The organism is Pseudarthrobacter sp. As-47 (assembly GCF_058215595.1).
The window spans coordinates 3684200-3696990 of record NZ_CM177088.1; the positions used below are offsets into that span (position 1 = coordinate 3684200).

Annotated in this window: 14 protein-coding genes; 5 read left to right on the forward strand and 9 right to left on the reverse strand. The window is 66.8% G+C overall.

All coding sequences use genetic code 11. The annotated features are described in order from the left end of the window. Positions 1–29: 29 nt before the first annotated feature. The 3 genes from AC4BCK_RS17070 to AC4BCK_RS17080 form a co-directional block, all read right to left on the reverse strand. Positions 30–749, reverse strand: coding sequence for an HAD family hydrolase (locus AC4BCK_RS17070; protein WP_366279316.1), 720 nt, complete (start codon positions 747–749; stop codon positions 30–32). Beyond that, positions 749–1039: a hypothetical protein gene (locus AC4BCK_RS17075; RefSeq protein WP_490566240.1), complete on the reverse strand. Its 291-nt coding sequence runs from the start codon at positions 1037–1039 to the stop codon at positions 749–751. Before AC4BCK_RS17075 ends, AC4BCK_RS17070 begins: the two co-directional genes overlap by 1 nt. A gap of 68 nt (positions 1040–1107) precedes the next feature. Then, entirely contained in the window at positions 1108–2958 is a 1851-nt protein-coding gene (locus tag AC4BCK_RS17080; RefSeq protein ID WP_366279313.1) for a glycoside hydrolase family 15 protein, read from the reverse strand. Between the two features lie 61 nt (positions 2959–3019). Between AC4BCK_RS17080 and AC4BCK_RS17085 the strand changes: the two genes are divergently transcribed. Together AC4BCK_RS17085 and AC4BCK_RS17090 are read left to right on the forward strand one after the other, a co-directional pair. After that, on the forward strand, positions 3020–3751 hold the full coding sequence (locus AC4BCK_RS17085) for a DUF72 domain-containing protein (protein WP_490566241.1): 732 nt from the start codon (positions 3020–3022) through the stop codon (positions 3749–3751). Between the two features lie 65 nt (positions 3752–3816). Beyond that, a complete protein-coding gene (locus AC4BCK_RS17090) occupies positions 3817–4917 on the forward strand; it encodes an App1 family protein phosphatidate phosphatase (protein WP_174177283.1) in 1101 nt (366 codons plus the stop codon). On the opposite strand, the gene AC4BCK_RS17095 is transcribed toward AC4BCK_RS17090, so the two are convergent. Then, a complete protein-coding gene (locus tag AC4BCK_RS17095; RefSeq protein WP_251422601.1) occupies positions 4914–6491 on the reverse strand; it encodes a glycoside hydrolase family 1 protein in 1578 nt (525 codons plus the stop codon). The genes AC4BCK_RS17090 and AC4BCK_RS17095 overlap by 4 nt on opposite strands. Before the next feature lie 147 nt (positions 6492–6638). On the opposite strand from AC4BCK_RS17095, the gene AC4BCK_RS17100 reads away from it, so the two are divergent. Further along, positions 6639–8048 carry an AAA family ATPase gene (locus AC4BCK_RS17100; RefSeq protein WP_400598419.1) on the forward strand — a complete coding sequence of 470 codons (1410 nt, stop codon included), beginning with the start codon at positions 6639–6641 and terminating at the stop codon, positions 8046–8048. A gap of 28 nt (positions 8049–8076) precedes the next feature. Here AC4BCK_RS17100 and AC4BCK_RS17105 read toward each other — a convergent pair whose 3' ends face one another. From AC4BCK_RS17105 to AC4BCK_RS17115, 3 genes are all read right to left on the reverse strand, one after another. Then, on the reverse strand, positions 8077–8454 hold the full coding sequence (locus AC4BCK_RS17105) for a hypothetical protein (protein WP_174177286.1): 378 nt from the start codon (positions 8452–8454) through the stop codon (positions 8077–8079). 97 nt (positions 8455–8551) lie between these two features. Beyond that, the gene (locus tag AC4BCK_RS17110; RefSeq protein ID WP_251422596.1) at positions 8552–8875 is read right to left on the reverse strand and encodes a J domain-containing protein; all 324 of its coding nucleotides are present in this window, start codon (positions 8873–8875) and stop codon (positions 8552–8554) included. Between the two features lie 109 nt (positions 8876–8984). Further along, positions 8985–9410: an Hsp20/alpha crystallin family protein gene (locus tag AC4BCK_RS17115; protein WP_251422810.1), complete on the reverse strand. Its 426-nt coding sequence runs from the start codon at positions 9408–9410 to the stop codon at positions 8985–8987. 136 nt (positions 9411–9546) lie between these two features. On the opposite strand from AC4BCK_RS17115, the gene AC4BCK_RS17120 reads away from it, so the two are divergent. Then, complete coding sequence (locus AC4BCK_RS17120; protein ID WP_174177288.1) at positions 9547–9867, forward strand: MerR family transcriptional regulator; 321 nt, start codon at positions 9547–9549, stop codon at positions 9865–9867. A 32-nt stretch (positions 9868–9899) separates the two neighbouring features. Here the strand turns inward: AC4BCK_RS17120 and AC4BCK_RS17125 are convergent, their stop codons facing one another. Then, positions 9900–10700, reverse strand: coding sequence for a phosphatase PAP2 family protein (locus AC4BCK_RS17125; protein WP_363938953.1), 801 nt, complete (start codon positions 10698–10700; stop codon positions 9900–9902). Positions 10701–10778: 78 nt separating this feature from the next. Between AC4BCK_RS17125 and AC4BCK_RS17130 the strand changes: the two genes are divergently transcribed. Continuing rightward, positions 10779–11900, forward strand: coding sequence for a DNA alkylation repair protein (locus AC4BCK_RS17130; RefSeq protein ID WP_363958188.1), 1122 nt, complete (start codon positions 10779–10781; stop codon positions 11898–11900). A gap of 3 nt (positions 11901–11903) precedes the next feature. Here the strand turns inward: AC4BCK_RS17130 and AC4BCK_RS17135 are convergent, their stop codons facing one another. Next, positions 11904–12776, reverse strand: coding sequence for an NAD-dependent epimerase/dehydratase family protein (locus AC4BCK_RS17135; protein WP_174177292.1), 873 nt, complete (start codon positions 12774–12776; stop codon positions 11904–11906). Positions 12777–12791 lie beyond the last annotated feature (15 nt).

A 12791-nucleotide genomic window follows, 5' to 3' on the forward strand; every position in this document is an offset into this window, starting at 1 on the left:
GCCCCAGCCAGGCCACCCCGCCACGCGCCTCAGCGCGGCCCTTCCGTCCTGGCGAGCAGCCGGCCAAGGACGCTGGAGGACAGGTTCTCCAGGAGGTCCCGCGGCCCTTCGTAGACCTCCGCCGCGCCTGCATCCCGGAGTTCGCCTGCACTTGTCCCCCCGCATGTCACGGCAATCGACGGGATCCCCAGGGCTGCAGCAGCCTTCATGTCCCACACGGCGTCTCCGATGTAGACGGCGTCTGCGGCCTGGACGCCAATGGCATCCAGTGCCGCCACGAGGATGTCCGGTGCCGGCTTGCTGTTCTTTGCGTCGTTGGCGCTGGTGGCGCCGTCGATGAAGGCGTCGGCGCCCAGGACGGACTTCATGACGTCCAGGTCTTTCCTGCGCGCCGAGGAGGCCAGCGCAACGGCCAGGCCTCCGGCATGGCACCGGGCCAGCAGGTCCCTGGCTCCGTCAAAGGCACGGAGCGATGGCCAGTGGGATGCGTAGAGCGCCCCGTGGCTGGCCATGACCTCCGGGTCGAGGGACCGGTCGCGCCCCTCGGGCAGGAGGCTGTCCACCAGGCGGTCGCCGCCCATGCCCACATGGTGGTGGATGGTGGCCATCGGGATGTCGTAGCCCTGCTGCCGGAAGGCACCCCACCAGGCGACCGTATGGATGTAGGACGAGTCGATCAGGGTGCCGTCAACATCAAAAAGAACCCCCCGGCGTCGTCCGCCAGGGGGTACAGGGTTGTGGTGTGCCATCAGCCGACCGCTGCCCGCTTGGCTGCCGGTGCCTTTTTCTGGCGGGCCGCCTCTTCCTTGGCAGAATTCACGGGGCGGACGCGTTCCCGGAGGACCGTTCCTGCGCCGTCGTGGCTCTTGTCCCGGATCAGCCCGGTCCCTGCGATTTCCCGCGCCATCGCCACGCCGGCAACAGCAGCCCTTTTCGTGGGGAAGGTGACCGAGATGGCCATGAGGCTCCCGGCTTCATCCAGCATCCGCACCCTGTAGCCGCCGTCTGGCGCATCCACGAGCTCAAAATATCCGGCCATTCGTATCACTCCTCCATCAGTCACCGCGTTGTGCTTCGTCAGGAGCACTGAGGTGTTAGTAAGTATACTTATCTGTTCTGCGAAGGAGAAGCCACCCCTGTCCGCGCCGCCTCAGCACGTCCCGCCGTCTCCGGCGGAATGGGGGTGTCACTTCGCCGAACCGTATCCTGATGCAGCTCCAGGGCGCTAGTCACAAGCGCGAAGTGGCTGAAGGCCTGCGGGGTATTGCCCAGCTGCCGGCCGGCCTTCACCGCCCATTCCTCGCTCAGCAGCCCCACGTCGTTCCGCAGTTCCAGCAGCCGCTCGAAGAGGTCACGTGATTCCTGGTGCCGGCCCGCACCCAGGAGCGCCTCCACCAGCCAGAAGGAGCAGGCGAGGAAGACGCCCTCGTCCCCCGGCAGGCCGTCGTCGCTCTCTTCAGGACGGTAGCGGAGGACGAACCCGTCCTCGGTGAGATCGCGCTGGATGGCGTCGATGGTCCCGATCACCCGCGGATCGTCCGGAGGCAGGAAGCCGACGCGCGGGATCAGGAGGAGGCTGGCATCGAGCTCCGGCCGGCCGTAGGACTGGACGAACGTGTTGCGGGCGGCGTCAAACCCGTTGGCCATAACGTCCCGGTGGATGGTGTCCCGCAGCCGCTCCCACCGCTCCACCGGTCCCGGCAGCCCGGACTCGCGCACGCCTTTGACCATCCGGTCCGCGGCTACCCAGGCCATCACCTTCGAGTGCGTGAAATGGCGGCGGGGCCCGCGCATCTCCCACAGCCCGTTGTCCGGCTGGTCCCAGATCTTCTCGAGGTGCTCCATCAGGGAAAGCTGGACGTCCCATGATTCATCCGGATGCGTCAGCAGGGAGTTCCGGGTCAGGGCGAGGCAGTCCAGCACCTCGCCCCATACGTCGAGCTGCAGCTGCTCGGCTGCTCCGTTGCCGATGCGCACCGGGGAAGAGTTCTCGTAGCCCTTCAGCCACGGCAGTTCCATCTCCGGCAGGCGGCGCTCGCCGTGGATGCCGTACATGATCTGCAGGTCGGCGGGGTCGCCGGCCACCGCGCGGAGCAGCCAGTCCCGCCAGGCCGCCGCCTCGGCCGTGTAGCCGGCTGCCATGAGGGCCTGCAGCGTCATGGTGGCGTCCCGCAGCCAGCAGTACCGGTAGTCCCAGTTGCGCGGACCGCCCAGCTGCTCGGGAAGGGACGTGGTCACGGCTGCCACGATGCCGCCGGTGGGGGCGTAGGTCAGTGCCTTCAGGGTCACCAGGGACCGCATCACCGCGTCCTGGTACTTCCCCTTGACGGTGCACTGGGATGCCCAGCCGCGCCAAAAGGCGGAGGTGGTGCCCAGGACTTCTTCAGCGTCCACGCTGTGCGGCCGGCCCACGTGGCTTGGCGCCCAGGTGAGGACAAACGGGACGCGCTCCCCCGCGCTGACGGTGAAGTCGCTGAGGGTGTGCATGTTCTCGCCGCGGAGGGGTGCCGGTGTCACCAGGTAGACGGCGTCGGGGCCGGCGATGGCGTGCAGGCCCAGGTTGTCACTGCGGACCCAGGGGATGATGTGGCCATAGTCGAAGCGGAGCACCAGCTCGCTGTGCATCCGCACGGTTCCGCTGACGCCCACCACAATGCGGACGATGTCCGCCACGGAGTCGCGGGGCGGCATGAAGTCGATGACGCGCACCGTTCCTTCAGGTGTTTCCCACTCCGTCTCCAGCACCAGGGTGCCGTCCCGGTAACCCCGGCGGGTGCAGGGGCCGCCACCCTCCGGCGCCAGCAGCCAGCGCCCCGCGTCAGGACTGTCCAGCAGGGAATTGAAGCATGCCGGGGAATCGAACCGTGGCAGGCACAGCCAGTCGATGGAGCCTTCCTTGCTGATCAAGGCCCCCGTTTGAAGGTCGCCAACAACTGCATAATCCTCGATGCGCGCCATAGGCTTACACTGCCACAGTCCGCCCCGTGGTGATGGGCACGATTCGATGTAGCCTGCAGTCATGGCAGTCCACATCGGCACCTCCGGCTGGAGCTACGACCATTGGGAGAACGTCCTCTATCCGCCGGGGCTCCCGGCGAGGGACCGGCTCAAGCATTACGTTGCCCGGTTCAGCACCGTTGAGCTTAATGCCAGCTTCTACCGGTGGCCCCGGGACACCACGTTTGCGGGCTGGAACCGGCGTTTGCCTGCGGGCTTCAGCATGTCGGTCAAGGCTCCCCGCGGACTGACCCACGCCCGGAAGCTTTACCAGCCGGAGATATGGGTGGAACGGATTCAGCGGTGCTGGCACGAGCTCGGCGATAAGCGGGCAGTCCTCCTGGTGCAGCTGCCGCCCGGGATGGAACGCGACGACGCCCGGCTGGACTACTTCCTGGCCAGGATTCCGGGATGGATCCGGGTGGCTGTGGAGTTCCGGCATCCCAGCTGGGACTGCGACGACGTCTACGCTCTGCTGGAGCGGCACCAGGCCGCCTACTGCATCATGAGCGGCGCCAACCTCCCCTGCATCCTGCGCACTACTGCACCGTTCACGTATGTGCGGCTGCACGGCCCCGACCACCAGCACCTCTACGCAGGCTCCTATTCGGACGCCGACCTTCACTGGTGGGCCGACCGGATCCGCGAGTGGTCGGGCAGCGGCCTGGACGTCTACGCCTATTTCAATAGCGACGGCGGCGGCAACGCAGTGCGCAACGCCGAGACCCTGCGCTGGATCCTGGGGGAAGGGTGACGTCATGGAGGAACGGCAAGGACCAGGGTAGCTCGGCGCGCTTCAGCCTGTGGCAGAGTGGTCCCATGGACACGGCCCCCCAGACCCCGCCCCAGAACGCAGCAACACCGCCGGACCCGGACAGGAAGTCCGGCCTTTCGGGCAACACGGTGTTCAAGCTTGCCCACCGGATTTCCGACGGCGTCAACGGTGTGCGCATCCAGCTGGCCAAGCGCTGGAAGTTCGTGCCGCAGACCATCGCGTACCAGGGCTACGGATCAACCAGCCTGGTGCGCGTCCTGGGACGGGTCCTGCTGACCCAGAAGCCGATGCCCGGAAGCAAGGCGGAGCACGCAGCGCAGAACGGCAACCAGAACGTGCGCGGCTGGCGGGCCTTCACCAGCGTTCCTTTGCAGTTCACCGACGTCGAGATCACCATCGGCGATGTTGTCACCCATGTCCGGGCGGACAGGGGCGGGCTGATCGATACGGAAGTCAGCGTCCAGCTGGAGCCCGGCTGGCATACCGCGGTGCTGCGCGCCGAGGGCACGGAGCCCGTCGAGGCCAGGATCCGGGTCATCGCGCCGGACGTGAAGTTCGGGATCGTGTCAGATATCGATGACACCGTCATGGTGACTGCCCTGCCCCGGCCGTTCCTCGCCCTGTGGAACACCTTCGTGTTGAGCGAGCGGGCACGCATGGCAACACCCGGCATGGCTGTCCTGCTGGACCGGCTCACGGTGGAGCATCCGGACGCGCCGGTGATCTACCTTTCCACGGGACCCTGGAACGCCGCGCCCACGCTGGCACGCTTCCTGACCCGCAACATGTATCCGTCCGGTGCGCTGCTGCTGACCGACTGGGGCCTCACGCAGGACCGGTGGTTCCGCAGCGGCCAGGACCACAAACACCGGAACCTGGAGCGGCTCGCCAAGGAATTCCCGGACATGCAGTGGCTCCTGATCGGGGACAACGGCCAGCATGACGAAGCCATCTATTCCGGCTTCTCGCAGGAGCACCCGGACAAGGTAGCCGCGATCGCCATCCGCCAGCTGTCCGTCAGCGAATCGGTGTTCGCCGGCGGCCACTCCGAGGACGGGGACCATACCGCGTCGCAGGTTCCGTGGATCTATTCACCGGACGGCGCCGGCATCGCCAAACAGCTCACGGCCCTGGACCTGCTCTAGGCGCTGGCACCCACGGCGGGAACGTCGTCGTCGGGCACATCATTTCCCATCGCCCCGGCGCCCAAGACCTCGACGTCCAGGGCGTCACCTGCCATGGCCTCTGCTATGGCGGTGCCTGCCGCGGCGGCAAGGTCACGCTCCTCGATGAGTTCCTGGAGCCAGAAGTAGGAGGCTTTTGGGGTCCGTTCCAGTGTTTCGAAGTCCACGTGCAGGAGGCCGAAGGGCTGGTTGTACCCGGCGGACCATTCGAAGTTGTCCAGGAGCGACCACACGTAGTAGCCCCGAAGGTCAACCGATGCGGCATCCCCGCCCGGGGCGGTAGCTTTCAGGGCGGCCTCGAGGTGGTCCGAGAGGTACTTGAGCCGCCGCTCGTCCGGGATGAACCTGGTGTTGGTGGACTTGTCCCGGACGATGATGTCCTCGAAGCTGGCACCGCCCTCCGTGAGGATGACCGGCGGAAGGTTGGGGTATCGTTCGCCCATCTCCTTCAGGGCCACGGCCATGTACTCCGGCTTCACCGGCCAGCCGTAGGCGGTGATGTCCGCCTCGGGCCAGGTCTCGACGTGGAACGGTGTTCCACCGTTACCGGCCGCGCTCAGGTCGCTGCCCATGGCTTCGGCCATGCTGGCGGGCACTGCTCCGCCGCCCGGCCCTACCGCCACTTTGGTGGGCATGTAGTAGTTGAGCCCGTAGAAGTCCAGCGGCTGGGAGATCAGTTCCATATCCTCGTCCGGGTGCTCGAAGGAGCTGAAGAACTTGGCCGCCCGGATCAGGTCCGGGTATTTGCCGGTCAGCACGGGGTCCGCATAGAGCCGGTTCTGGGCCAGGTCCATCAGCCCGGCGCTGATCCTGTCCAGCGGGTTGATGGAATTGGGCACCATGGGCGAGTAGACGTTGGTCATGCCGATCTCCCCCGGCACCTTGGCGGCGCGCAGGGCCTGGACGGCGAGGCCGTGCCCCAGCAGCTGGTGGTGCACCGTCGGGAATGCCCCCAGCATCAGTTCCTTGCCGGGTGAGTGCAGGCCGAGCGTGTAGCCGTTGGTGCTGACCGTGGCAGGTTCGTTGATGGTCACCCAGCGCGCCACCCTGTCGCCGAATTCCTCCGCGAGGATGGCAGCGTATTCGCCCAGCCGGTAGGCGGTGTCCCGGTTCATCCAGCCGCCGGCTTCGTCCAGCGTCAGCGGGGTGTCCCAGTGGTAGATCGTGGCCATGGGGGAAATGCCGTTGGCCAGCAGCTCGTCCAGGAGCCTATCGTAGAAGGCCAGGCCGGCGCGGTTGGCCGGCCCGCGCCCGGTCGGCTGGATGCGCGGCCACGCGAAGGAGAAACGGTAGGAGTCCACGCCGAGTTGCTTCATGAGCGCAACATCCTGCGGCATGCGGTGGTAGTGGTCCGTGGCAATGACGGGGCTGTGGTTTTCCACGATGGCTCCGTCCTTGGCCGCGAAGACGTCCCAGCCCGCCGGGCCCCGCCCGTCCTCATCCAGCGCGCCCTCAATTTGGAAGGCAGCCGTGGCCACGCCGAGCGTAAATCCGGACGGGATAAGGGCAGCGAGTTCTTTGGCGGTGATGTGCATCTGCGGGCCTTTTGTAACGGAGCGTTTGTAAGTACGTAACAGGATCGCACAGCTGTGGGCGCCTGACGAGCACGGCGGTTCCCGGCCGGTGTCCCGGCAGCCCGCCGGGCCGGAGGGCAGCCCGTTGGGCCCTGCTAGGGTCTGTGGATGGATGAAAAACTGGGGAAGTTCATCGACGATTTCGCTGCACTTGTGCAGCTGGCACAGGCTGGCAACCATAAGGCAACAGCGGGTACGCAACTGCTTGACGCGCTGACGGAGCATCTGGGCCTGCCGGCCGAAAAACTCGCCGTGGTGGAAGAACAGATTCCGCCGCACCGGTTCGTGGATGCGGACATCGTCCTGGCTGAACTCACCGCCACGGATCCCCAAGGCAGGCTGGTGGGCATCGGCGGCGGAGGCCAGCGCCACCATGCATCCCTCAGCGACATGGTGCAGCAGTCGCAGCTTTTCCCCCAGTTTCCGCTCGCCCAGCCGGACTTCGTGAACATGGCAGTGGGCCCTGGCACGCTGCGCCAGGCCGTGGCATTCGGGTTGCGGCTTTTTTCGTACGACGGCGGCAGCCTTGCGGTCCTGCAGCGGGCCGCGGACCCGCGCTCCGGGCGGCAGTCCGCGGTACTTGAGCTGGTGGCTGGAACCGCGGAGACCGGCGCCGCGTTCCTGGCGGAGTACCGCCGGCGAATGGACAGCCAGAGCGTCCTCCAGGGCCAGGTCATTTCATTGACCATGGGCGAGTACGGACCCAGCAGCGGCGGGGTGACCTTCCACCACAGGCCCCGGCTCAAGGAACAGGAGGTGGTCCTTCCGTCCGGGCTGCTGCAGAAGGTGGCCGGCCATGTGGTCGGCATTGCCGGCCACCGGCAGTCACTCAGGGAACATGGGCAGCACCTCAAGCGCGGCGTCCTGCTCTACGGCCCGCCTGGAACGGGTAAGACCCACACCGTCCGCTACCTCCTGGGCCAGGGCGCGGGCACCACGGCCATCCTGCTCTCGGGCGGTTCACTCGCCCGAATTTCCGAGGCGGCCCGGATAGCCAGGGCGCTGCAGCCCTCCATGGTCGTCCTGGAGGACTGCGACCTCATTGCGGAGGACCGCAGCTTCGGCCACGGCCCCCAGCCGCTGCTGTTCGAGGTACTGGATGCAATGGACGGCCTGGACGAGGACGCGGATGTCGCCTTTGTGCTCACCACGAACCGGCCGGACCTGCTTGAACGGGCACTGGCCCAGCGTCCCGGCCGCGTGGACCTGGCCGTGGAGATCCCCCTTCCCGCCCTCGCCGAACGCACTGGCCTTCTCCGGCTTTACAGCAGGCATGCTGGTTTCAGTCCCGAGGCCCTGCAGTCTGCCGCGGAACGGACCGCGGGTACCACGGCGTCCTTCGCACGGGAGCTGGTCCGACGCGCGGTGTTGACCGCTGCCGCAGCGGGTGAGGCTGTGGCTGACGCCCACCTGAATGCCGCAGTGGACGAGCTCATGGCGGACGCCGAGACCCTGACCCGCAGCCTGCTCGGAAGCGCTGCCGGGACGTTGCCGTCCCACAGCCACGGGCCGCAGTAACCCGTGGGCTGCCGGTCCGCCCCTGCGGCTACTGGGAGCCGAACAGGAACTCCTTGGCGTGGGCCACCGCCTTCCGGAAGGCATCGTTCCGGAGCGTCACCAGGTGCTCTGTTTCGCCGTCAGCGGGTTCGAGGTAGCCCGTGTAGCCGGGCCGCAGGACCCAGATGTCGCCCCCGGGCGGAAGGTAGAACACGCCAAAGGACCGCTGCTGCTTCTCGTCTGCCGTCCACACCGGCACAACGGCCAGCGCTGCGCCCGTGGCAGGGTTGATCCATTGCGCACGGGGCAGCGGCTGCTCATGCGCTTCAGGGTCCAGGAAGGGAGCAGTTCCGGCTCCCCAGCGCTGTTCAAAGCGCTCGTGGAATGCCGGAATCAGGTGTGAATCGTATCGGCGCCAGTCGCTCATCCGGTTCTCCGCCTCCTCGCGGTGTTGCTGTTGTTGTGTTCCGTTCCCCGTTCCGTTCCCCGCCGGGGACGTTGCCGGGGCCCTGCCAGGATCATCGTCAGGCCCAGGGCCCGCTTTCCCACCGCACCGGGGTGACCCTGATGAGGGGGTGCCGGGGTCCGCCGGGGCTGCGCACCTTCCGGACGGGAACGGACTGTCCGGCAGCGGCGGCCCGCTGCTTGTCATATGCGGCGCGCCGCTCAGGATCCCTGAGGACGTTGTAGGCCTGCATGATCATCAGAAGCACACCTTCCGGGGAGGTACCGCCGTCGACGTCCGGATGGTGGCTGCGCATCAGGGCCCGGTAGGCGCGCGAAATTTCCTGTTGCGTGGCGTGCGGCTGGACCCGCAGGGTGTCGTAGTAGTCGGGGCTTGTTGTCATGGTGGCCCTTTTCCGCTCCGCCGGCGTCCGCGAGCGGCGCGGACGCCGGCGGACAAGAACGCCAGGCGCGGGCAACCGTGAAGAGGTCCCCCGCGCCTGCCGGCTGTGGCTAGGTTCCGATCTGGTGCTTTTCGCTCTGCTGGGTCTGGATCTCGATCCTGCGAGGCTTTGCCTTTTCAGCCACCGGTATCCGCAGGGTCAGGACGCCCTGGTCGTAGCTGGCCTTGATGTTGTCAGTATCCAGCGTGTCACCGAGGATCAGTTGCCGGCTGAAGACACCGCGGGGACGTTCGGAGGCCACCAGTTCCACATTGGGCTGGGTGGGGTCCTTGCGCTCCGCCCGGACCGTCAGGACGTTGCGTTCAACGTTCAGGTCCAGGGAATCCATCTTCACGCCAGGCAGGTCGAAGGCCACTACAAACTCGCCGTCTTCCTGCCAGGCGTCCATGGGCATGGCAGCCGGGCGGGCGGCGGTTCCGAAGACCTGCTGCGTGAGCCGGTCCAGCTCACGGAACGGGTCCGTGCGCATCAACATCATTTCCCACTCCTTCAGCTTCAGTAGGTGTTCCACCTGTGCCATATCCATCGGTTAATCTATGGTGATGGATATAGATTTTTTATAGCACCCGTGGGAAACTGAAGCAAGACCCCGGACGGATACTGGAGAACTGATGGCGGAACAGGACGCGGGACGGGAGACCGGCCCGAGCAGCAGCCGCGCGCTGTACGCCATCTCGGTGGCAGCGAAGCTGGCTGGAACAGGACAGCAGAACATCCGGCTCTACGAGACCAGGGGCCTGCTGACGCCGTCGCGGACGTCCGGCGGCACCCGCCAGTACAGTGATGACGACATCGCCGTGCTGCTGCGGATCGGCGAACTCCTGGAACAGGGCCTCAACCTCGCGGGCGTGGCCAAGGTGCTGGAGCTTGAGGCCGCCAACAACAAACTGCACCGCGCCCTCAAGCGGGCCAGGTCCAGGCCGCCAGGCTGAGGGGCCGGACAACAGTTCACCCCCCGGACCAGTCAGTCGCGGGGCGAATCCGCCTTGGACAGCTCACCGGTGATCCGCTCCCCGGGAACACGGGCGGTGCGCCACGTATCCAGTGCAATAACCCCGCCCAGGATGACCAGGGAGAGGGACAGCGACGCGAGGGCGTCGCTGAGCCAGTGGTATCCCAGGTATAACCTGCTCACGGCGGCAAGCACGATGCCAATCCCCGCCCCCACAAAACCAAGAACGGCTGCTTTGGTGTTGCTGTGCCGGGAGAACACCAGGAAGGCTCCAACCAGGAGGAAGTCGCACGCCCCCAGGACATGCCCCGACGGGAACGAAAACGTGTGGTCGATCCCGAACAGCATCTGCTCCACGGGCGGCCGCGAGCGCTGGACGATCCGCAGGATGATCTGGGAGATGATGACCCCGGTGACCATCGCCGACGCCAGCAGGATGGGGCGCCAGGCATGTTTCGCGGCGAAGCCCCACCACAGGATGACCACCAGGACGATGATGGGCAGGGCGATCGGGCCAAAGACCACGGCGAGGAAAATCATGAAGGCCGTGCCGGCGTCGGACCTTATCCCCAGGAGCCAGTCACGGACCGGCACATCTGCGGCGGAGAGGCCATCGGCCTGCAGCACGCTGACCAGTGTGGCGATGAACAGCGCAACCCCCGTCACCACCAGGATGATGGCCGCCCGGTACAGTCCCCGCCGGTCGGCGGGGTCCATGTAGCGCTCCTCCACCACGAACTTGTCGTGGAAGGCCCGCCACCTGCCGCGGCTCCGGCTGGTAGTTGCGGAGCCTGCTGAATCCTGACGTCCCACTGTGATGCCCGTCCCTGCGCCGTTGAGATTTTCCTAGGGGAAGAGTATCGCGTTCAGCACTGGCGGTAGCCTGACTCCATGGGTGCAATGAATGAACTGATTGACGCTGCCGCCGTTCATTCTGCCGCGGCGGTCCTCACGGAGGCCGCTCCCGATGTGCAGTGGGCCCGGACCCGCGCCGCCGCCTCCCTGCTGGGCGACCTGAACCTGCGCGCCCGGACAGATCTTGCGGCGCAGGCGCTGCGGGAGGATGTCCTGAGCGCCTCCGGTGCCGGATATCCGACGGCGGCGGTCAGCTTCCGTGCAGCCCTGCGGTTTCCGGAGTTCACGGGCTGGATCCTGTGGCCGGTGTCAGAGGCTGCTGCCAGCCTTGCCGTGGATTCCGGCACCGGGGAGGACTTTGACGACGCCTTGGCCCTGCTGGCGGAACTGACGCCCCGGCTCACCAGCGAGTTTGCCGTCCGCCGCCTGCTGCGCCACAACCTGGACCGGGCACTGGACGCTGCCCTGGAGTGGACGTCCCACCCGGATGAGCATGTCCGCCGCCTGGCGAGTGAGGGAACCCGCCCCTACCTGCCGTGGGCGGTGCGCGTGCCCGGCCTCGTGGAGCGGCCCGAAGCCACCCTTCCCGTCCTGGCCGCGCTGTATCGGGACTCCTCGGAGTACGTGCGGCGGTCCGTGGCCAATCACCTCAATGACCTTGCCCGGCACGCACCCGGCCCCGTGGTGGCCACGGCAAGGGAGTGGCTCTCCGCAGCTGACGGCAACACGGGGTGGGTGGTCCGGCACGGGCTCCGCACGCTCATCAAGAAAGGGCATCCGGAGGCACTGGAACTGCTTGGTTTTTCGCCGGCGCAGGTGGCGGTGGCCGGGCCCCACCTGGACCGGGAGGTCCTGACCCTGCCCGGTGAACTGACGTTCTCCTTCGAGATAGCCAACACCGGCGCGCACGACGTGCGCCTGGCCGTGGACTACCTCGTCCACTACCGCAAGGCCAATGGCAGCCAGTCCGCCAAGGTTTTCAAGGTGTCAACGCTTACCCTTGCCCCGGGTGAGAGCAGGAGGCTCTCCAAACGCCATGCCTTCAGGCAGATGACCACCAGGGTGCACCACCCTGGCCTGCACGCCCTGGAGCTGCAGATCAATGGTGCGGTGCATGGGCGCGCCGAGTTCCTGCTCGAAACCGGCAACGCCGGCTAGCACCTAGCGCGGCGGGCCGCCCGCGGGGTTCTGCCAGTGGTCCCGCCAGGTGTGCTCAGGCTCAAAGCCCAGCAGCCGGCGCGCCTTGTCGATGGACAGCATGGTTTCGTGTTCGCCCAGCTCCTTGACCACCTTGACGCCGGGGAACACTTCCGCGGCCAGGCTGGCACTGGACCGGCTCATGACGGTATCCGCGTTGGCGATGATGAACGCCTCGAATCCCGGCTTCCCGTTGTCGAGGGCGCGGACCACCGCCTGGGCCCCGTCCCGGCCGTCGATATAGCCCCACAGGTTCCATTTCCGGAGGGTTGCGTCGGAGTCGAAGGAGGGGAACTTTTCGTAGTCCTCCACGTCCATGACGTTGGAGAACCGCAGCCCGACGATGCTCAGTTCCGGGTCCCAGCGCGTCAGCTCAGCGGCCATCTGCTCTTCCAGGTGCTTCACCAGGGAGTAGGTGCTTTCGGGCCGGGCGGGGTACTCCTCGTCCACGGGGATGTAGGGCGGGTCGACGTCGAACGGCAGTCCCAGCACCGTCTCGCTGGAGGCGTACACCACCTTCTTGATGCCCGCGCGGCGCGCCGCCTGGAACACGTTGTAGGTGGACAGCATGTTGTTTTCGAAGGTGGCGGCATCGGGAATGATGCCCGGGGCCGGGATGGCACCGAGGTGCACCACGGCGTCAAAACCGTCATGCCTGTCGTCCACTCCCAGCAGCACGTCCAGGACCTGGCCGTAGTTCCGCAGGTCCACCACAACCAGGCCTGGACTGCGGCTGCCTTCGCGGTCCAGGTTGAGGACCTGGTGGCCGTCCTCCGTGAGCCTGCGGACCACGTGCCGTCCAAGTTTTCCGCTACCGCCGGTGACCGCAATTCTCATCAGGTTGTCCTTTAC

Bases quoted from the DNA above. Each gene is read 5' to 3' on its own strand.
- AC4BCK_RS17080 (WP_366279313.1), bottom strand. From the start codon at position 2,958: ATGGCGCGCATCGAGGATTATGCAGTTGTTGGCGACCTTCAAACGGGG.
- AC4BCK_RS17105 (WP_174177286.1), bottom strand. From the start codon at position 8,454: ATGAGCGACTGGCGCCGATACGATTCACACCTGATTCCGGCATTCCAC.
- AC4BCK_RS17135 (WP_174177292.1), bottom strand. From the start codon at position 12,776: ATGAGAATTGCGGTCACCGGCGGTAGCGGAAAACTTGGACGGCACGTG.
- AC4BCK_RS17130 (WP_363958188.1), top strand. From the start codon at position 10,779: ATGGGTGCAATGAATGAACTGATTGACGCTGCCGCCGTTCATTCTGCC.
- AC4BCK_RS17070 (WP_366279316.1), bottom strand. From the start codon at position 749: ATGGCACACCACAACCCTGTACCCCCTGGCGGACGACGCCGGGGGGTT.
- AC4BCK_RS17075 (WP_490566240.1), bottom strand. From the start codon at position 1,039: ATGGCCGGATATTTTGAGCTCGTGGATGCGCCAGACGGCGGCTACAGG.
- AC4BCK_RS17110 (WP_251422596.1), bottom strand. From the start codon at position 8,875: ATGACAACAAGCCCCGACTACTACGACACCCTGCGGGTCCAGCCGCAC.
- AC4BCK_RS17120 (WP_174177288.1), top strand. From the start codon at position 9,547: ATGGCGGAACAGGACGCGGGACGGGAGACCGGCCCGAGCAGCAGCCGC.
- AC4BCK_RS17095 (WP_251422601.1), bottom strand. From the start codon at position 6,491: ATGCACATCACCGCCAAAGAACTCGCTGCCCTTATCCCGTCCGGATTT.
- AC4BCK_RS17085 (WP_490566241.1), top strand. From the start codon at position 3,020: ATGGCAGTCCACATCGGCACCTCCGGCTGGAGCTACGACCATTGGGAG.
- AC4BCK_RS17115 (WP_251422810.1), bottom strand. From the start codon at position 9,410: ATGTTGATGCGCACGGACCCGTTCCGTGAGCTGGACCGGCTCACGCAG.
- AC4BCK_RS17100 (WP_400598419.1), top strand. From the start codon at position 6,639: ATGGATGAAAAACTGGGGAAGTTCATCGACGATTTCGCTGCACTTGTG.
- AC4BCK_RS17090 (WP_174177283.1), top strand. From the start codon at position 3,817: ATGGACACGGCCCCCCAGACCCCGCCCCAGAACGCAGCAACACCGCCG.